Origin of the sequence: Chondrinema litorale, assembly GCF_026250525.1 — a bacterium.
GTDB lineage: Bacteria > Bacteroidota > Bacteroidia > Cytophagales > Flammeovirgaceae > Chondrinema > Chondrinema litorale.
Map to the genome: position 1 here is coordinate 3,627,147 of NZ_CP111043.1, position 16,957 is coordinate 3,644,103.

Annotated in this window: 23 protein-coding genes; 4 read left to right on the top strand and 19 right to left on the bottom strand. The window is 36.3% G+C overall.

Annotation, left to right across the window (positions count from 1 at the left end; genetic code table 11):
* Positions 1-9 precede the first annotated feature (9 nt).
* The 18 genes from OQ292_RS14935 to OQ292_RS15020 form a co-directional block, all read right to left on the bottom strand.
* Positions 10-240, bottom strand: coding sequence for a hypothetical protein (locus OQ292_RS14935; RefSeq protein WP_284682943.1), 231 nt, complete (start codon positions 238-240; stop codon positions 10-12).
* An 11-nt stretch (positions 241-251) separates the two neighbouring features.
* Positions 252-797 (bottom strand): hypothetical protein, encoded by a 546-nt coding sequence (locus tag OQ292_RS14940; protein WP_284682944.1) that lies wholly within the window; start codon positions 795-797, stop codon positions 252-254.
* A gap of 35 nt (positions 798-832) precedes the next feature.
* Positions 833-1,150 (bottom strand): hypothetical protein, encoded by a 318-nt coding sequence (locus OQ292_RS14945; RefSeq protein ID WP_284682945.1) that lies wholly within the window; start codon positions 1,148-1,150, stop codon positions 833-835.
* Positions 1,151-1,176: 26 nt separating this feature from the next.
* Positions 1,177-2,163, bottom strand: a complete 987-nt coding sequence (locus tag OQ292_RS14950; RefSeq protein ID WP_284682946.1) for a hypothetical protein — start codon at positions 2,161-2,163, stop codon at positions 1,177-1,179.
* A gap of 19 nt (positions 2,164-2,182) precedes the next feature.
* Positions 2,183-3,535: a S49 family peptidase gene (locus tag OQ292_RS14955; protein WP_284682947.1), complete on the bottom strand. Its 1,353-nt coding sequence runs from the start codon at positions 3,533-3,535 to the stop codon at positions 2,183-2,185.
* 124 nt (positions 3,536-3,659) lie between these two features.
* Positions 3,660-4,208, bottom strand: a complete 549-nt coding sequence (locus OQ292_RS14960) for a hypothetical protein (RefSeq protein WP_284682948.1) — start codon at positions 4,206-4,208, stop codon at positions 3,660-3,662.
* Between the two features lie 51 nt (positions 4,209-4,259).
* A complete protein-coding gene (locus OQ292_RS14965; protein ID WP_284682949.1) occupies positions 4,260-4,802 on the bottom strand; it encodes a hypothetical protein in 543 nt (180 codons plus the stop codon).
* A 567-nt stretch (positions 4,803-5,369) separates the two neighbouring features.
* Positions 5,370-5,756 (bottom strand): hypothetical protein, encoded by a 387-nt coding sequence (locus OQ292_RS14970; protein ID WP_284682950.1) that lies wholly within the window; start codon positions 5,754-5,756, stop codon positions 5,370-5,372.
* Position 5,757: 1 nt separating this feature from the next.
* Positions 5,758-6,048 carry a hypothetical protein gene (locus OQ292_RS14975; protein ID WP_284682951.1) on the bottom strand — a complete coding sequence of 97 codons (291 nt, stop codon included), beginning with the start codon at positions 6,046-6,048 and terminating at the stop codon, positions 5,758-5,760.
* A gap of 20 nt (positions 6,049-6,068) precedes the next feature.
* Positions 6,069-6,617 (bottom strand): hypothetical protein, encoded by a 549-nt coding sequence (locus tag OQ292_RS14980; protein ID WP_284682952.1) that lies wholly within the window; start codon positions 6,615-6,617, stop codon positions 6,069-6,071.
* 163 nt (positions 6,618-6,780) lie between these two features.
* Positions 6,781-7,017 carry a hypothetical protein gene (locus OQ292_RS14985; protein ID WP_284682953.1) on the bottom strand — a complete coding sequence of 79 codons (237 nt, stop codon included), beginning with the start codon at positions 7,015-7,017 and terminating at the stop codon, positions 6,781-6,783.
* 327 nt (positions 7,018-7,344) lie between these two features.
* A complete protein-coding gene (locus OQ292_RS14990; RefSeq protein WP_284682954.1) occupies positions 7,345-7,797 on the bottom strand; it encodes a hypothetical protein in 453 nt (150 codons plus the stop codon).
* A gap of 7 nt (positions 7,798-7,804) precedes the next feature.
* A complete protein-coding gene (locus tag OQ292_RS14995; RefSeq protein ID WP_284682955.1) occupies positions 7,805-8,110 on the bottom strand; it encodes a hypothetical protein in 306 nt (101 codons plus the stop codon).
* An 83-nt stretch (positions 8,111-8,193) separates the two neighbouring features.
* Complete coding sequence (locus tag OQ292_RS15000) at positions 8,194-8,913, bottom strand: hypothetical protein (RefSeq protein ID WP_284682956.1); 720 nt, start codon at positions 8,911-8,913, stop codon at positions 8,194-8,196.
* Positions 8,910-9,506: a hypothetical protein gene (locus OQ292_RS15005; protein WP_284682957.1), complete on the bottom strand. Its 597-nt coding sequence runs from the start codon at positions 9,504-9,506 to the stop codon at positions 8,910-8,912. The genes OQ292_RS15000 and OQ292_RS15005 overlap by 4 nt, the downstream gene beginning before the upstream one ends.
* Before the next feature lie 49 nt (positions 9,507-9,555).
* On the bottom strand, positions 9,556-9,810 hold the full coding sequence (locus OQ292_RS15010) for a hypothetical protein (protein ID WP_284682958.1): 255 nt from the start codon (positions 9,808-9,810) through the stop codon (positions 9,556-9,558).
* Between the two features lie 81 nt (positions 9,811-9,891).
* The gene (locus OQ292_RS15015; protein WP_284682959.1) at positions 9,892-10,038 is read right to left on the bottom strand and encodes a hypothetical protein; all 147 of its coding nucleotides are present in this window, start codon (positions 10,036-10,038) and stop codon (positions 9,892-9,894) included.
* A 102-nt stretch (positions 10,039-10,140) separates the two neighbouring features.
* On the bottom strand, positions 10,141-10,287 hold the full coding sequence (locus tag OQ292_RS15020; RefSeq protein ID WP_284682960.1) for a hypothetical protein: 147 nt from the start codon (positions 10,285-10,287) through the stop codon (positions 10,141-10,143).
* Positions 10,288-10,729: 442 nt separating this feature from the next.
* Here OQ292_RS15020 and OQ292_RS15025 point away from each other — a divergent pair, with 442 nt between their 5' ends.
* Positions 10,730-11,161, top strand: coding sequence for a hypothetical protein (locus tag OQ292_RS15025; protein ID WP_284682961.1), 432 nt, complete (start codon positions 10,730-10,732; stop codon positions 11,159-11,161).
* A gap of 102 nt (positions 11,162-11,263) precedes the next feature.
* Here the strand turns inward: OQ292_RS15025 and OQ292_RS15030 are convergent, their stop codons facing one another.
* Positions 11,264-11,887, bottom strand: a complete 624-nt coding sequence (locus OQ292_RS15030; protein ID WP_284682962.1) for a hypothetical protein — start codon at positions 11,885-11,887, stop codon at positions 11,264-11,266.
* Between the two features lie 261 nt (positions 11,888-12,148).
* Here OQ292_RS15030 and OQ292_RS15035 point away from each other — a divergent pair, with 261 nt between their 5' ends.
* From OQ292_RS15035 to OQ292_RS15045, 3 genes are read left to right on the top strand one after another with little or no spacing between them, the layout of a single operon-like run.
* The gene (locus OQ292_RS15035; protein WP_284682963.1) at positions 12,149-12,634 is read left to right on the top strand and encodes a GbsR/MarR family transcriptional regulator; all 486 of its coding nucleotides are present in this window, start codon (positions 12,149-12,151) and stop codon (positions 12,632-12,634) included.
* A gap of 22 nt (positions 12,635-12,656) precedes the next feature.
* Complete coding sequence (locus OQ292_RS15040; RefSeq protein WP_284682964.1) at positions 12,657-13,763, top strand: efflux RND transporter periplasmic adaptor subunit; 1,107 nt, start codon at positions 12,657-12,659, stop codon at positions 13,761-13,763.
* 26 nt (positions 13,764-13,789) lie between these two features.
* Positions 13,790-16,945: an efflux RND transporter permease subunit gene (locus tag OQ292_RS15045; RefSeq protein ID WP_284682965.1), complete on the top strand. Its 3,156-nt coding sequence runs from the start codon at positions 13,790-13,792 to the stop codon at positions 16,943-16,945.
* Positions 16,946-16,957 lie beyond the last annotated feature (12 nt).

Here is a 16,957-nt window from a genome sequence, read left to right on the forward strand (position 1 = left end):
AATCGTTAATTATTTACTTGATTTAATTGTTTTTGCCAGTTGCAAGTCTTCCTCATTAAATCGCAGACTTCTTGCTTTATCAAGTTGGTAGGAGTAGCGGATTTCATCTACTCTTTTGATAATGGGTCTGCCATCTTTGCTGACCGCTACAGGAAAGATATTGAGGATTTGATCTTCTTTTTGTTCGCCGTTTTCTATATAAATAACCTGATCTTTTTTACTAAATTTTGGTGATTTCATGATGTTAACATTTAAGCTGCAGTAACTTCAAATTGTGGGGTGACAGTAAGAATAGGAGCAGGAGCCAGCCAATCTGCTTCTAAAATAAAAGCGGTATTATTGGCATCTGCTGCTGCTTTGCCTAGTTGTCCAGTTGCCTGGTTTAAAGTTGCAGGTAAGTCCAGTGTTCCAAGAACCCTCCAATTGCCTCTTTTATCCTGAGCTACCGCAATTACATCTTCATTAGCAAGCTGCTTGCAAAGCGTCAACACCTTATCGAGCCCAGTAGGAAGATTAAAATCAATGAAATTGTGATAAGACTTTCCATCAATTTCTCCTTGTAATTCGTGCCTGACATCTCCAGAGTTCTTGGTGATTTCAATCATAGAAAATACTTCCAGCGTATCATCTACAAAGGTGATGGCAGAAGAAATGGTATTGGTATTTTCATCTGCTGCAGGGATTTCAGCTACAGCATCGGCTCGAATGATACCAATCTTACGAGTAGATCCACCCATATTGCCTTTAGTGGCAAGTTCGAGCTCAGATTTTTTTAAACTTATAATTGGTTGTGCCATAATTTATCAGTTTACAGTGAAACAGTGAGCAGTGATCAAACAGCTGCTAGGATCGGAGATTCTCTTGCGATCAAATCATCCAAGATAGCTGCATGCGCATCTGGATCTCCAGCTACTGTATCAGCCAAGATGTAACCGTAGCTAGGCAAGTGGAAAGCTGCTTTGGTGAAGGTGTAATCACTGCCATTGTAAGAAAAAGTACCAGCAGTATAAGTAGGTTTTTGAGGAGCTGAGTTTTTCTCCACGGTGATTCTAGTTACTTTTTCAAGCTGATGGAATCTGGCATCCACTTCAGCCATGAAAGCATTGAAACCAGCTTCATCAAAAGTGAAAGTATAATTTTTTAGTGCCATAATATAAATGGGTTTAAAGTGAAAGCTTATTTAGTATCATTACAGAAAACTACCTGATCATTTAGGCTTGAAGAAATTTTTCCTACAGCTCTAAAGCCAAAGCCGACTTTAAAATCTCCAGTGATTCTAATGCATCTTTCATCTGGTTTTAAAGTGACAGTGAGTCTTCTTTCTTCTCCAGTACCATCCTCGCACATGATCATATTACCAGGAACAGTAGTGAACATTCTTTTAGAATCTCCCATTGATGGCAGCCCTACTGGTTTGATGTTTTTGTATTTGTGTACAGTTAAAACTGAATCATCAGAGTGGTCTGTATGAGTGCCAAATTTGGTTCTTCTGTTTTCCCAGTAAAGCTCTTCATTGCGCACAGACATGAAGATGGGCATGCTTTTTCTTTTTACTGGAGTTGGCAAGTTTTTGACAAACTCTTCGGTGTAATCCAGTACTTCCGCATCAGAATATGCTCCTAAAGCAAAAGGAGTGAGCCTGCCAGAGTCAATAGAGGAATCCAGTTTTTTATCAAAACCATCATTGATATCTTCCGCATCTCCCGGAGTCGGATAAGTGGCCTCATCAAAAGCACCATTCCAGACTAAATCCATTTCCATTTCTTCTTCAGATTTGTCCAGGATGCTATTAAAAACCATGTTAGCAATCCCTGAAGGTAGATTGGTGGTATTAGAACCAACTCCCTGCAAGAGGATTCCCAAAGCAGATTTTTCCATGTCTACAATATCATCAGAAGTGATTTCATAGTCGATCTTGGCTCTTTTTACTTGGGTGATTTCAGTACCAAAAGCCAGTTTATCTGTTTTAGGTGTAAAACCACGAATATAAGGCTGTAGAATGGAAGCCAGGTGTTTGTTGTTGGCCACATACTGATCTTTTACGCCAGAGATAATGGTTAAAAACTGGCGCGTATAGAAACCTTGTGTTAAAAAAGCTTCGATTTGAGCTTGGTGGAGTCTGAAATAGGCACCCAAAGCCGCATTTAATTCTTCAAGATTCATTAAAATAATAGGTTAGAAATTATAGAATAATACCTCTCGTGCGCTGGAAAGACTGATTGTCTACCTTGATACCTCGATCAATTACTTTTTGCTCGATATCCAGCATGGGCACCTGCTTTTGCTCCTCTTGGAAGTCGTCCTTGTCTTTACTTGTTTGCACAGGATCAGCAATAGTTTGCTTACCAAGCTTTTTATTTTCTTCAAGAAGCTCCTTGTTGGTTTGTTCCAGGCTGTTTTGCTTTTGAGTCAGCTCCTCTAAGCGTTTTTGATTGGCCGCTATTGACTCATTGGATTGTTTGAGCTGATTTTTAAGCGTATCATTTTCCTGTTGCAAGGTGTCTAATTGCTGGTTTACTTCTTGTTCCAGCTCTTCATCAGAAAGCTCCTTGCCTTCTTTTTTTGCTTTGGCTTCTGCATTACCAAGTATTTTCTTTAAAAAACTCATGGAATTATTTTGATTAAAATGGATAGAATGCTGTTGTTGCTGGCTAATAGCCAGTTCATCTGCGAGTTGTCTGGCTAATTGAATGGCTTCTTGGAGCGTGCCCATTGAATCAGCCAGACCCACATCAATGGCTTTTTGTCCCATGTAGACTTTGCCAGTGGTGACGTCTTCTTTTTTTGTATTCACCTCATCTCTCAACTGAATCACAGTATCAGTAAAAACATCATTGATGGGATTTAGGTAATTACTTATGATTGGCTCAGGATTTCCTTTGAGTAACTCTTCTTGATCCTTGTTTTTGTCTACACTTTTGCTGGCATATACTGAAATTAATTTGTAGCCATACTTTTCTAAAGCAGCTCTGCTATCAATGGCAGTCAATTGAGTTCCAATTGATCCCACCATAGCAATATCCCCAGAAAGTTTGATGTGGTTAGCACCAGTAATGGCAAAATAAGCAGCAGAACAAGCTTCACCATCCACAAAAGCCACTACGGGTTTAGAGCAGGCAGCAATGATTCTGGAAAATTCCTGAATGCCTTTTACCTGTCCGCCAGAAGAGTCTACTTTAAGGACAATGGCTTTGATATTGTCAAGCTGGTCAGCTTGTTTAATCCAATTGCCCATTGTTTCCGTGCCATAGCGATACCAGCTATCATATTTTGTAAGCATACCTGTGATTTGAAACAAGGCTATGCTATCAATGGGAGCATCACTGAGTGGAAAATGCGTGTCATCATTACCATATAAAGCATATGGAGATTGCATGGAAAGTTCATTGGAGAACTTTTCGATGACCTGGTCATCTTCATGCAAAACAGTATTGACAAGAGACAAAAAACTTGCAGTGTCCTGCTGGTTGAGTAACCAGTAGTCACCAAGAACTGCCTGTAAGAGGTTAGTGTGATTGGCTAATTTCTTGTTCATTCGCTTTCTTAAGAAGAAGTAATTACTTGAAAGCGAAAGTGGCCTATATATATGAGCCAAGAAAGGACGGTCTAAATAGCAGAAATTAAGGCTGTTAGACCATTATTTAGTTTGAAAATTGGCTTTAGGCAAATATACCAGCATCGATTTTTTGAGGAGCTATTGAGGTTTGTCCACTAATGGTAATAGAAAACTGATTTAAAGAGGGAGCAGAAGAGCCAGAATCAGCTTCTAAAAGTAAACGCAAAGGTTCTTCTTTTGAACCAAAACAGATAAAATTTTCATTTCCATCCATAGTCACAGCAACTACATCTAACTCATAATCATAAAGAAAGAGTAAATTCTCATCTAATCGAACTTTGGGGTGAATGGCATTGATGACATTATCAAAGTATTCCCCATTAAAACTGTTCTTCTTTTGAAACTTGTACCTAGACTGATCATCTAGAATTTTAATTTCTGTCCAATCATCTAAAGAGAAAATAATGGATTGAACAGTTTTACCAGACATGACTACTTGACTGATGTTTTCAGCAGGAGCTATGAATAATTTGAGGATACCACCCAGGTTCGGAAAGGAAAAGTTTGTAGTTAACATAATATAGAGGTTAGGACAGTAACGTCCATAAAATCGGGTGTTTTTGGCGATTTTAGAGAGGATGAAAACGTCCATAAAAAATTTAAAATTCTTCTAAAAATGCAGTATTATATTGATATATTCATATCAAAAATTTGAAATGGTGTCCAAACATCGAGACATTTGAGAAACTACCGTCCGCAATTTGTTATTATTTTCCACTAAAGAATCATACAGATCGGACTGATAAACTTTTCGAGGTACAGTGTAATTACAATTTTTTCGATCATGGAATGATCTTTCCACAGAATCAATATTGAGTTCAAAAGGAGAGATGTTGTACTTTTCCATAAAGATAGAAATGGCTTTTTTTCTTGATCCTAAAAAGGGAGCGCAGCCATGCACAAAATTGCGGAGTGCGATTTTAAAATAATCTTCATAGGCTTTTCCTGAAACTGCTTGTTTGAGTAACCTGCTTTTATGGATGTATAAATCCGAAGATAATTTTAGTTTGATGGTGTCCAGCCCGCTTTCTTCTTTGACCACATTGGACTTTTTGACAATTAAATTGAGTAATTGCCTGCCAGCAATATTGGACTGATTGCAGGTAATGGGTGATTCTCCTAGTTCATGAATTAAGAATTTTTTGATGTGTGGTTGTATAGGTAACTCTATTACTTTACTACTCATTTACTCAGAGGTTTTTATTTGAAAAAAACGGCTTTTAAAAAATCAACTACCAGAAATTAGTTGGATGGTTAGCTCAGTAGCATTTAAGTATAGTACCAGAAAAGTACTGTTTTTATTTTAAAAATACCTTAAAAACATGAAAAAAGGTAAAGAAATGCTAACAAAGTAAATCCGAGGAGCAAAAGTAAAAAACGGCCAAAAAGGCTATTTTTCACTTTTAAAAAAGTTGTCAGGTTTTTATTTTTTCAAAACACTGTATATCAGTTGCTTATATGTTTTAGAAGTGGTCATTTGTCAGGTTTTTCGCTCGATACAGCACGCCACGCACATTAACAAAACGTCCGTCCGTTTTTAAAAAATGCTGGATATATGAGTGCGGAAGTGAGAGGGATAAAAAAGTGGTCGTTCGTTTTTTCAAAAGTGGCCTCTTTAAATGTTGCAATTTAGTGGTAGGTACAAAGGCATATAAAAAGTGGCTGTTCGTTTTTTTTAATAGGAGATACCACTACAAAAAGTGGTACTCATTGTCTATCCAGACGGACATCTTGGCGGCCTTCCAGGCGGACATCAAGATAGCAGCTCATGTATGGCTTTACTTAGTGTTTCAATATGGTCTTTGATGAGTAGCTCTCCCTGTCCTAAGGTGATGGTGATGGGTAAGCCTGATAAATTAAACTCATACAGTTCATGGTTTAAGATATTGAAAGCCTCTTCAATAAGCTGAGCTGCTTTCAGGTAGTTGGGATCTGCTTCTAAGGGTAATTGTTCTAACTCAATACGCTCATCATCCTTGTTTAAATAGAATGTTCTAAAAGATGCAGCAATATAGAGTTGGAATACTTGATTGGTGAGCTCTTGAGATAAGTAGTTAGCTAACTGAGCTTGCAACTGGAGCTGCTGCCTGAATAAAAATTCCAGTTCTATACCAATGTGTTCTTTTGATTTAAGTGCCATACTATTTAATGAGCTTTTGGATTTTCTTAATCATCAATCTCAGTTCCCTTTCGGCTTGTTTACAAGCCTTTAGTGTTTGAGGATCTTTAGTTTCAAAGTACAGCTCCTGTAAATCCATCACTTCTTTGGTTTTTTCTACAAACTCACATTGGGCAAAGGCTTTGTGTACTTCAGAAAGTAAGTCATATGCCTTGCCTTCTGTTTTTTTTACTACAATATAGGATTTACCTTCAGCAGATGATTTTGTTGAAATATCAGTATAAAGGGGATTGAGGAGCTGCTTAAGAGTCATTTTTTTATCGGTTAGATGCTTTAAACTTGAGTTTGTTCTGCACGTGCCCACCTTTGCACTTCAATAGGCATGAATTCACCTGATTGAGTTTCTTCCATTAAAGTGTTTAAATAAAAGCGGAGCTGCAGAAGCTTTCCCTGTTTGTAGAGTTTCATGGCAAAATTGTAGAGAAATTGATAGCCATGTAGTGGTTTTCCAAAGCCATAAAAATTCTTCAGGAAATAGATGCCTTCCTGCTTAAATCGGCTTTTAATGAGCTGGTGATCCTGAAAGATTTCTCTTTCATGCACATAATCAATGGAAAATTGACGTAAGGTCCAGCCTTGTGGTTTAGTATCATTCTTTAGTACATACCACATTTTAATATTGGACTTGTGCTCATCTCCAGACAAAGTATCGAATCTATTGGGTTGATAGTTGAAAGACATTTTTGCCTTAATTGTGTCATCGATATGGAAAATGATATTCCTTTTTGTGTTTTCAGCAATATTGGGCTGATTAAGTAAATGTGCCAATTGAGGCATATTCATCTCTGCAATCTGGCTGTTGGTAAACTTTTGTAATCCCATTTTTGTAAAATTGTAATGATTATATGATTAAGCCATTATTTGGCGCTTGAATAAGCTGCCGGCTACTGCCGGCAGCCTTATTTTTAATGTGCAACTTATTTTCGATTGTAGTTGCCAAACAATCAAAAGAGAGTCCCCAAGGAAACCACTCTTTTCCTGCATCTTAAATATATTTTTGAACTGGCCTTCTTTTGTTTGTGAAGCTGGCCAATTGTTCTTTGCTCTTTTTTGAGAATACATTGAACCATCTCCAGCCAGCATATTTTTGGTCTAAAAAATTTGTAAAATCCAGTAGATTCGAAGTATTGTATTTGACAAACTTTTCTTTTGAAACTTTGGTGATACAAGTATACTTCCGCTCTTTTTCTGCACCTTTCATCATAAAATCTATTGTGTTCATGTTTAGCTAATAGGTTACCTACTGGTTACTTTCCGAAAGACTTTCAGAAAGTTTTTAGTAAGTAATTTTTGTTTAGTTTTTCAGGTAAGTCTTTCTGATACAGTAAGGCATTACTTACCAAAAGGGGGAAAACTTTTCCTCTGGGTATTTTAAAAAAAGGCATAGGATTTCACCCTTGCTCATTTTTTGACATTAAGCAACTACAAAAGACTCGAAAAGCTCCGGCCGAAGCTATTTAGTCAGGCAATTATGGGAATGATTCCTTCAAGGAGGCATGGCTTGTAAACTGTTTGAAATGGTAGTTAACATGATTTTAGTTTTAAAAGATTAGGTGAAAAAATAAGCGTTTATAGCAAATAAAGTCTCGTTGTTTTTACCTCCTTTTCGGATCTGTTTCCCATTGGAAGGCACTGTAAAACTGCTGGCAATACCTGCCTTTTTGAGGCGCTTTAAGTGGTTATCTAATGACTTTGGAAGTATATTCAGGCTCTTGGCAATGGCTGCACCGTTCCCCTTAAAGGTGCCACATTCAAAGGATTCTCCTTCTTGACTTTCTACTTTCATCAGGTGAGTGGCTTTATCAAAAACGACCTTTTTTTGGATGGCTATTTTGAAGAGTAACTCAGCGGTTTGCATGTGCTGTGGCTTGAGCTGCTCAGCTAATTTGGGATGTTTTTGATTATAATCTTTGATATAATGATGCAGTAATCTGATTTGTTTTTCAGAGTTAACTGGCTTGTAAATCGGTTTAATTCCTGTAATGCTTGGTGGTGTTTGCATCGCTATTTTAGTTAATCTTTTTGATATTGCTTTTAGGGAAGACGGCCAGTCTGATCCGGTTAAATAGGTTGACATACATTTTTCCCCGTCCTAAATCCCATTTGTATTTTAAATCTGCCCATGTCACCCAACCCTTCATTTCTATGACCTTTTGCATGTCAGCAATTAGTTCAGGCCATTTTTTCTCATAGCTATGCGGATTCCTGGCAACCAAATAGTGTTTGGTATACTCCTTAGAAATCCTCGGCACTTCCAGAGCTGTTGTCTTTCTGCTGCCATCATCAAAAAGTTGTAATTGTCTAACCATTTGCATCGGTCTAAATTTAAAAGGTTAACAACAAAAAAGTTGGGACAAAAAACGGGAAGAAGCCTTCCCGCTCTTTATGTGCTATTGGGCTAATTTACCATCTTGATTTTACCTGTATACTCATATTCTGGATTGTATTTTTTCACCTCGGCAATCATCCTGCTCAAGGCTGTTTTAGTAGATGTTAATTCTTTTTTTAGTGCTTCAGTGGACTGATATTCAGCTTTTAACTGGTGGCTTTCTTTGCAAATGTGCTCATAGTCTTTTTCCAGTTGCTCAAAATCCGTAGTCACGTTTTGGTGCTGCAGTTTTAATTCGTCATAGGCAGACCTGACGGAGATGATTTCTTTTTTGGTTTCGTCGACTGCATTTTTTGACGAATCAAATAAATTGCGGTAATCGTTGAGCTGAGATTGTAACGATTTACTTTGCTCGGCAAAATGCGTCACCCTGTTTTTTAATTCGTCAGTCTCGACGTCATACATTCGTTGCAATTTCGTCAGCTTTTCGTTGACGATATTGTAATTTTTCTGGGCAATTTTGATTTCTTGATCTTGTTCCTGGAATGCAGATATGTATTCTTCCACGCTGAGCGCCTTTTCTTGTTGCTTGGTTCTCAGTATCCGGAATAGGAGGTAGGCCACATATACGATGACAGCTGAGATCGTCAGTGCCGTCGATTCCACTGGAGTATTAGCAAACCATCGAGCCACGACTACCAGTCCGAAAAATTGAAAAAGAAAGATGGCAAAGTTTTCCAAGCTCATTTCTGATAAGGCTAATTGTTCTAAGTCTTTTACATTTTTCATATGGCATTATTGAATTTGGTCACAGATAAATTAGGCGTGTTGGTTTTTGCTGGTTTAGGTTTGCCTTGTACAATTTCTTCTAATTGCTTATTCATTCTTTCATGGGTCTTAGCAATGACATTGTGCATGAAAGTATCGAAGGTACTAGAGTAAGTGACAGCCAAGTTTCTGGAGATGTGCCAGATACCATAAGGGCTCATCGCTGCAATGAGTACCGAAAAGAAAACCTTTACAGTTAAGAGTAGTGTCCAGTTCATAGTGCTTACCCCAGGAGGAATGACTACCAACAGGAATCCTACTGCAGACATGACAAAACTGATGATGGCAAGTACTAGTCCTGCACTATGTGATTTGATATTTCCTTGGCTGTCTTTTTCTGTAATCAGCGCAAAGATGAAAATGCCTAATCCTAAAGCGGTACTGGCCACTTTAGCAAATAGAAGAGCTGTTTCTTGTGCTTCTTCAGGAGTAGAAACAAATGCACTTAACCTGTCAGAAATAAGTAAACTAATGGCTAAGCCGTTGCACCAAGCATCAAAGATGGTATAAGCTAGAATTAAACTGACTTGTCCGATGGGACTTCGAGCTATCACTAGCAGGTTGGTGATGAATACATTGAGTTGTACTATAAATTTCATAATGCTATTCTTCTATGTTTCTTAATGCGTTCTCTCGTTCCTTAAATTGGCTCAGATATTCATCGGCTGTCATTGGGTTTTTCCCACCAATTTCTTTGTCTAGTTCGGCCAATATTGTACAGATAGTTTCCATGAGCTGGTTGAGTAAAAATGAATTGTAATGATCTAATCCATAGCGATTATCGTCTTGATAGGCTACAGCTTTGGCAATTGACTTTTCAACTTTATAGATCAATTCGTTCCTGATTTTAATGCTCATGTCATTTGAATTTAGTTTAGTTGTTAATCTAAAAAGAAGTGTATTCCATATAAGAAGTTACATGATTGGGATGCCTAAAATCTAGCTCTTAATACTTCTCTTTACTTTATTAGAAGGCACCTCAAACAATTCATTATTCTGCTTTAAAATCTGATTTTTAAGGATTACTTGGAGAATTAATGAAACAGGTACTACTACTGCTAAACAGATGATTGCTAATTCACTCATTTTGCTTGTTTTTTAGTTGTTTTTGGACGTTTTTTAATTGACTAACTAGTAGGAATGTAAGTCCTACTAGTGTTATAAGAGCCAGAAGCAATGCTCTCATAGCTAAAAGTATTTTAAAATGAGAGGAGTGCTATCGTCAGTTTTAGTAGCATTATGTTTCAAAGCTCTTTCTTGTTCTCGAGTCCATTTACGTACTTTTTTCCAGTAATCTGATTTTGAATTTTGCGCATTTTTGCCTTTGTTTGTCATGTCTTAATTAAGTTTGATTTTACAATTGAGCTTGGAACTGGTTGTTGGTAGCAACCAGTTTTTTTATGCTTGTTGTTTTTTGTTGCTCTGCCTTATCCTTCTCATCCTATCAGCTCTTTTGAGTTTTTCCTGTTTACAGAGCTTAAGAATTTCCTTGGTATTACCATCTCTAGCCAAATTTTCAATTTTTGTAATCATAAGATAGTTAACTGTTTAGTTGAGAAATAGGACGTGTATGCACTAAAAGCAATTCGTACATACACATAAATTAGTTTCTGGTTGAATTTTTGTTATATTTGTATTGAATTAAAGTAATACATTAAAGTAATTTCATTGCAATTGTAATGATTACATTAAAGCATTACAAATATTCACTTCTTTAATTTACTTAATAAGTGTAAAATTTCTTATGTGGAATGAAAGATTAGTTCAAATCTTTAAAATGACTACAATCAAGAGATTAGAAATTGCGAGGAAAGCCGAAGTTGATCCTGTGACGATTCATCGTTATAAAACAGGAAAAAGCTTTCCAAATTTATATTTCTTTGAGTGCTTAGATGAACTAGCATTTGAAAAAATAGGAAAACATGTTAATTCTGATTGGGTCATCTTTGGAAGAGGAGAGCCATTTATTGATGATGAATCTATAACTGGGGGAGACCAGATTAATGATTCGAATGACTATGTCAAAGAGACAGTAATTCAAAATGAAGAAGCTGTAAAACAAGCTGAAGCACAAATTAATGCTATTAAATTAGAGATGCTAGAAAAGCTTGAACAGGTGAAACTTTCTATAGTGGGAAAGTTTGAAGGTGTTGCATTTGCCAGGCTGTTTTCTTGTAAACAGTTTGTAAACACCTTATGGTTAGAGTAATCTAACTAGCTGGTTACTTGTAAGTTAACTCACTAGGTTTGAAGCCTCGTGGGCCCACTAGGGATAAAAAGCAGTTGTGAAAGCAACTGCTTTTTTTATTTCTTACTTCATTTCAATGATCTCTTTAAAATCTTTTAAATCCGATTTAGGCATTTTGGTGGTCATCATATCTGGACCGGAGTAGTACCGGAATTTTAATTCTTCAGTTTGTCTAATGGCTGTTAAGGTAAATTCATTTAGATGATAGGTAATTTTGCTGCTTTTGTATTCACTCTTCTCATAACCGGTAACAACAGTAAGTTTTGTGGAATCTGCTGTGAGTATCTTCTTTGTATTTTCTGAAATATTAAAAGACTTATCCAATTCTTGATTTTCAATTTGGATAGGTATAATTTTATTGTCTGTTAAAATATATATGGTGTCTTCGAGTGCAAAAGCATCACTTCGCATCCTTAGTTGATCGTAAACAGTATAAGTTGTTCCAGATGCCTTAATTTCTTTTACAATTATCTGGTTTAGACTGTAGAAAGGAGTATAGAACTCAATGTCATTACGGTAATAAACCTTTTTCTTTATTCTTCTAGAACCTTTCACATCGTCTTCTTCTACAGTTACTGTATTATATAAACTGTAAATACAAGATTTTAAAATAGAGGATAAGAGTGCTAAAAAAATTATGTTAGAAAAGTATGTTTTATTTATTAGTTTAAATTTCAAGTATTTCATTAATTGGTAATTTTTGTTTTGCTTAAATCTAAAAAATAAAATTTAAATTTATTTTAACTCATAAATAGCTACTTATAAATTGTACTCTATAAGCCTTGTTGAATTCTTCTTTTGTATGGTATCATTTTTAAATAGATGGTGAAACGTCTATTTTTTTAACCTTAAATTTCTAATCCGAATCTTTTTTTGAAAATTTTGGTTCGTTTATTACCGAACTAATCGAACTTTTGTATATTTGCAAAGTCGATTATGAAAATTACTATGGATAGACAGCAAAAAGAAAAGGAAGAATTAATAGAATTATTTGGTAGTCACTTTCACAGATACCACAATCTTCCGCCTTTAGCGGGTACTATTTTGGCTATACTAATAGTAAACAAAAGATTAGATGGAATGACATTTAACGAGATACTGGATATAACCAAAGCCAGTAAAAGTTCAGTCTCAACTAACCTTAATTTGTTGCTAAAAGCAGAAAGAATAGTTTACCACACTAAATGTGGTGAGAGAAAAAAATATTTCAAGCCTAGCTCTTTGGTAGATCGTATGTCTAACCATATAAAAATTGTAGAAGCAGAAATTAAGCTTATAAAAAAGCTAAAAAACTATGATGTAACCTATAATACCACTGATGGAGTCGATAAGTATCAGAAGGCATCAGATGCTTATTTGTTATACATGGAGCAGTTTTTAAATGTGATTTATACAGCAACAGAACAATTAGCGAAAATAGAACAGGAAAAGTAGATTTAAGTTAAGAACAATTTGTATGAGAGTTAATTTAATTTGGCCAGCTATCATTTATCTATTGACACTAGGTGCTTGTAGTACAGAAACTTCAAATGCGCCACAAGCAGCCGGTCCAATGCCATTTGCAGTATTGCAAGTTGCAAAACAAAGCGTAACAGTAAACCAAGAGTACATCGCAAATTTACAAGGTCAACAAAATGTAGAGATCAGACCGAAAGTATCTGGCTTTATTCAGAAAATCTATATTGACGAAGGCGAAGAAGTAAAAAAAGGACAGTTATTATTCAAACTGGAAACACAAACTTTAAATGAAGATGCCGGGGCTGCCAAAGCTCAAATTCAATCGGCACAGGTTGAAGTAGACCGATTAATTCCTCTAGTTGAGAGAAAAATTATAAGTCAAGTACAGCTTGATGCTGCTAAAGCTCAGTTATCGCAAGCGAAAAGTAATTACAGCGCCATTACTGCAAACATTGGCTATGCTAATATTACTAGTCCGGTTTCGGGTGTAGTTGGCGGTCTGCCTTATAAAGAGGGTAGTCTTGTGAGCGCAAATGATGCTGAACCACTTACTATAGTTTCAGATATTAGAAAGGTAAGAGCTTATTTCTCTATCAACGAAAAGCAATTATTGCACTTTAGCAAAAAATATAAAGGTGTTACTTTAGATGCTATGGTAGATTCTATGCCAGCGGTTTCTTTAAAAATGGTTGATAATTCTTTGTACGATCATCAAGGAAAAATACAAACTATTAATGGTTTGATTAACGAGCGAACAGGAACTATCGATTGCAGAGCTGTTTTTCCTAACCCAGACAGAATGTTGAGAAGTGGTGGTAGTGGAACAATTTTACTTCCTATTACACAAAATAACATATTCTTAATCCCTCAAGTAGCTGTTTTTGAGTTGCAAGGTAAAAAATTAGTGTATCTGGTAGGGGGTGATAACAAAGTAAACACGAAGGTTATTGTAACTAATGGAACATCGAATAAAGATTATATTGTAATCGATGGATTAAAGGAGGGGGATAAATTAGTAGCTGAAGGGATTTCTAAACTGCAAGACGGGCAAGAAATTATTCCTGATACATCTACTTCAAAGTCTAATTTATCTTTTGTAGAGTAAAAATATCAACCCATTAATTATCTAACATGCTTAAGACATTTATTGATAGAACTGTTCTATCAACAGTAATATCTATTATCGTGACGATTCTGGGTGTTTTAGGATTGCTATCCCTTCCTATAGAGCAATACCCAGAAATTGCTCCACCAACAGTACAGGTAACAGCAACCTATACCGGAGCAAATGCAGAAACTGTATTGGAAAGTGTAGTTGTTCCACTAGAAGAGCAAATAAACGGGGTAGAAGGAATGACCTATATAACTTCTACTGCAAGTAATGACGGTTCTGCTACAATTAATGTATTTTTCGAATTAAGTGTTAACCCAGATATTGCAGCAGTAAACGTGCAAAACAGGGTATCTAGGGCTAATAGTATACTTCCTTCGGAGGTGGTGCAAACTGGTGTTACTACAGTAAAGAGTCAGACTAGTTCACTCATGTTCGTTTCTATTTTCTCAGAGAATGATGAATACGACGACGTTTTTGTACAGAACTATGCCAACATCAACCTCTTACCTAAATTACAAAGGGTAAAAGGTGTAGGGCAGGTAAGTGTATTGGGTTCTAAAGATTACTCAATGCGTATCTGGTTAAACCCAGAGAAAATGGCTGCTTACAAAGTTGTTCCAGCAGATATTCAAGCTGCATTAAGAGAGCAAAATGTGGAAGCAGCAATTGGTAAATTTGGCGAAAATGCAAATGGTATTTACGAGTATGTAATTAAATACAAAGGCCGTTTGTCTGAAGCTACTGAATACGAAAACATCATTATTAAGTCTGCTGGAAATGGTAATTTCTTAAGATTAAAAGATGTGGCAGAGGTAGAGCTAGGAGGATTAAGCTACAGTTCTAACAACTTTGGTAATGGTAACCCCGGTGTGGCAATGGCAGTTTACCAGTCTTCTGGTTCTAATGCACAGGAGATTGTAGAAGAGGTAATGGAAATTATGGAAGATGCCAAAGGGAACTTTCCAACAGGTATAGATTATGTAATTCCATTTAACTCTAAAACCTTCCTCGATGCTTCAATTAGCAAAGTAATACATACACTTATAGAGGCTTTTATATTGGTGTTTATTGTGGTATTTATCTTCCTTCAAGATTTTAGATCTACATTAATTCCAATTATTGCAGTTCCAGTAGCAATTATAGGTACATTCTTCTTCTTGCAGTTATTCGGGTACTCAATTAACATGCTTACTTTGTTTGCAATGGTACTCGCAATTGGTATTGTGGTGGATGATGCCATTGTGGTAGTTGAAGCTGTACATGCGAAGATGGATGAAGGAGAGAAATCAGCAAAAAATGCTACACTTACTGCAATGAGTGAGATTACAGGAGCCATTGTTTCGATTACATTAATTATGTCTGCTGTATTCGTACCGGTAATGTTTATTCAAGGTTCATCAGGAGTATTCTATCAGCAGTTTGCTATTACACTGGCAATTTCAATTCTAATTTCAGCACTAAACGCATTAACACTGTCACCAGCATTATGTGCACTTTTGCTTAAACCACACGATGATTCTAAGCATCATAAGAAAAACATAAAAGATAGAGCATTTGATGCTTTTAACACAGGGTTTGACGCCTTAACCAATAAGTATACATCTTCTATCAAGTTTCTGTTAAAAAGAAAATGGGTAGCAATATTAGGTTTACTACTCTCTGTTGGAGGTGCATATTATATGTTTCAAACAACTTCTTCAGGCTTTATTCCGGGTGAAGATAGAGGTATTATTATGGGTGATGTTACATTACCTCCGGGTACCACACTTGAGCAAACACAGAAGGTAGTTGACAAACTAGATTCTATTTACCAGACAATGGATATTATAGATTCTAGGATGAACGTAGTTGGATTTAGTCTTTTAAATGGTGTTAGAGGTAGTTCATACAGTCTTTCGATTGTTAAATTGAAAGGTTGGGATGAGCGAACAGAGCCTGGTCAGTCGGTAGATGCAGTTGTAGGGCAATTGTTCCAAAAAACGGCTGCTATCAAAGAAGCCAGATTCTTATTCTTTACTCCTCCAAGTATTCGTGGTTTTGGTAGTAGTGATGGTTTCGAAATGAAATTATTATCTGAAGCAGATGATAGCTGGTCAAATATGAGTCAGGTTTCTGGTAAATTTTTGCAAGCTTTAAATCAAAGACCTGAAATTCAGTATGCTACAACAAACTTTAACCCGAGTTTCCCTCAATACAGACTTGATGTAAACTTAGAGAAAGTAAAAGATGCTGGTTTGAGTTTAAGTGATATTTTTAATGCTTTGCAAGGGTATTACGGAGGATTATACACTACAGATTTCACCAAGTTTGGTAAGCAGTTTAGGGTAATGATTCAGGCAAAACCAGAAGATAGAAATACTGCCGAGTCGCTAGATAATATATTTGTAAGAAACGGTAATGACGAAACTGTGGCTGTTAGCCAGTTTGTAAGTATCGAAAGAATTTACGGACCTGAATATGTTTCTCGTTACAACCTCTTAAAATCAATTAACATTACAGGTAAAGCAAATGCAGGTTATAGTACTGGCGATGCCATTACGGCCATTCGCGAAGTTGCTGCAACGCAATTACCTAGTTCATACGATTTTGAGTTTACTGGTTTAACAAGAGAAGAGATTTCATCGGGTAACCAGTCTATGTACGTGTTCTTGTTAAGTTTAATTTTCGTTTACTTCCTGCTTTCTGCACAGTACGAAAGTTATATTCTTCCATTTTCTATATTGCTTTCACTGCCAATTGGTGTAGCAGGAGCGATCACTTTTGTGAATTTTGCCGGCTTAGAAAACAACATCTATTTTCAAGTAGCACTTATTATGCTTATTGGTTTGCTTGCTAAAAACGCGATTCTAATAGTAGAGTTTGCACTGCAAAGAAGGCATCATGGATATACATTATTTGATGCTGCTATAGAAGGTGCCAAGGCGAGATTAAGACCTATTCTAATGACTTCATTCGCATTTATATTAGGTCTGGTTCCATTAGCTTTTGCTTCAGGTGTTGGTGCTGTTGGTAACCGTTCAATCGGTATGGGTGCTGTTGGTGGTATGTTGATTGGAACCTTGTTTGGTGTATTTATCATCCCCGTCTTGTTTGTGATCTTCCAAAAACTGCACGAATCAATGGTAGGTAAACCAGATATGAAAAAACCAGAATTGGAAAAAGTAGAGTCCTGATTAAAAATTTCA

Excerpts from the sequence above, each read along its gene's own strand:
- OQ292_RS15045 (WP_284682965.1), top strand. The coding sequence starts at position 13,790 with ATGCTTAAGACATTTATTGATAGAACTGTTCTATCAACAGTAATATCT.
- OQ292_RS14975 (WP_284682951.1), bottom strand. The coding sequence starts at position 6,048 with ATGACTCTTAAGCAGCTCCTCAATCCCCTTTATACTGATATTTCAACA.
- OQ292_RS14955 (WP_284682947.1), bottom strand. The coding sequence starts at position 3,535 with ATGAACAAGAAATTAGCCAATCACACTAACCTCTTACAGGCAGTTCTT.
- OQ292_RS15040 (WP_284682964.1), top strand. The coding sequence starts at position 12,657 with ATGAGAGTTAATTTAATTTGGCCAGCTATCATTTATCTATTGACACTA.
- OQ292_RS14945 (WP_284682945.1), bottom strand. The coding sequence starts at position 1,150 with ATGGCACTAAAAAATTATACTTTCACTTTTGATGAAGCTGGTTTCAAT.
- OQ292_RS14990 (WP_284682954.1), bottom strand. The coding sequence starts at position 7,797 with ATGCAAACACCACCAAGCATTACAGGAATTAAACCGATTTACAAGCCA.
- OQ292_RS14960 (WP_284682948.1), bottom strand. The coding sequence starts at position 4,208 with ATGGACGTTTTCATCCTCTCTAAAATCGCCAAAAACACCCGATTTTAT.
- OQ292_RS15035 (WP_284682963.1), top strand. The coding sequence starts at position 12,149 with ATGGATAGACAGCAAAAAGAAAAGGAAGAATTAATAGAATTATTTGGT.
- OQ292_RS15025 (WP_284682961.1), top strand. The coding sequence starts at position 10,730 with ATGACTACAATCAAGAGATTAGAAATTGCGAGGAAAGCCGAAGTTGAT.
- OQ292_RS14970 (WP_284682950.1), bottom strand. The coding sequence starts at position 5,756 with ATGGCACTTAAATCAAAAGAACACATTGGTATAGAACTGGAATTTTTA.
- OQ292_RS15000 (WP_284682956.1), bottom strand. The coding sequence starts at position 8,913 with ATGAAAAATGTAAAAGACTTAGAACAATTAGCCTTATCAGAAATGAGC.
- OQ292_RS14935 (WP_284682943.1), bottom strand. The coding sequence starts at position 240 with ATGAAATCACCAAAATTTAGTAAAAAAGATCAGGTTATTTATATAGAA.
- OQ292_RS15015 (WP_284682959.1), bottom strand. The coding sequence starts at position 10,038 with ATGAGTGAATTAGCAATCATCTGTTTAGCAGTAGTAGTACCTGTTTCA.
- OQ292_RS14965 (WP_284682949.1), bottom strand. The coding sequence starts at position 4,802 with ATGAGTAGTAAAGTAATAGAGTTACCTATACAACCACACATCAAAAAA.
- OQ292_RS15030 (WP_284682962.1), bottom strand. The coding sequence starts at position 11,887 with ATGAAATACTTGAAATTTAAACTAATAAATAAAACATACTTTTCTAAC.
- OQ292_RS14940 (WP_284682944.1), bottom strand. The coding sequence starts at position 797 with ATGGCACAACCAATTATAAGTTTAAAAAAATCTGAGCTCGAACTTGCC.
- OQ292_RS14950 (WP_284682946.1), bottom strand. The coding sequence starts at position 2,163 with ATGAATCTTGAAGAATTAAATGCGGCTTTGGGTGCCTATTTCAGACTC.
- OQ292_RS15010 (WP_284682958.1), bottom strand. The coding sequence starts at position 9,810 with ATGAGCATTAAAATCAGGAACGAATTGATCTATAAAGTTGAAAAGTCA.
- OQ292_RS14980 (WP_284682952.1), bottom strand. The coding sequence starts at position 6,617 with ATGGGATTACAAAAGTTTACCAACAGCCAGATTGCAGAGATGAATATG.
- OQ292_RS14995 (WP_284682955.1), bottom strand. The coding sequence starts at position 8,110 with ATGCAAATGGTTAGACAATTACAACTTTTTGATGATGGCAGCAGAAAG.
- OQ292_RS15020 (WP_284682960.1), bottom strand. The coding sequence starts at position 10,287 with ATGACAAACAAAGGCAAAAATGCGCAAAATTCAAAATCAGATTACTGG.
- OQ292_RS14985 (WP_284682953.1), bottom strand. The coding sequence starts at position 7,017 with ATGAACACAATAGATTTTATGATGAAAGGTGCAGAAAAAGAGCGGAAG.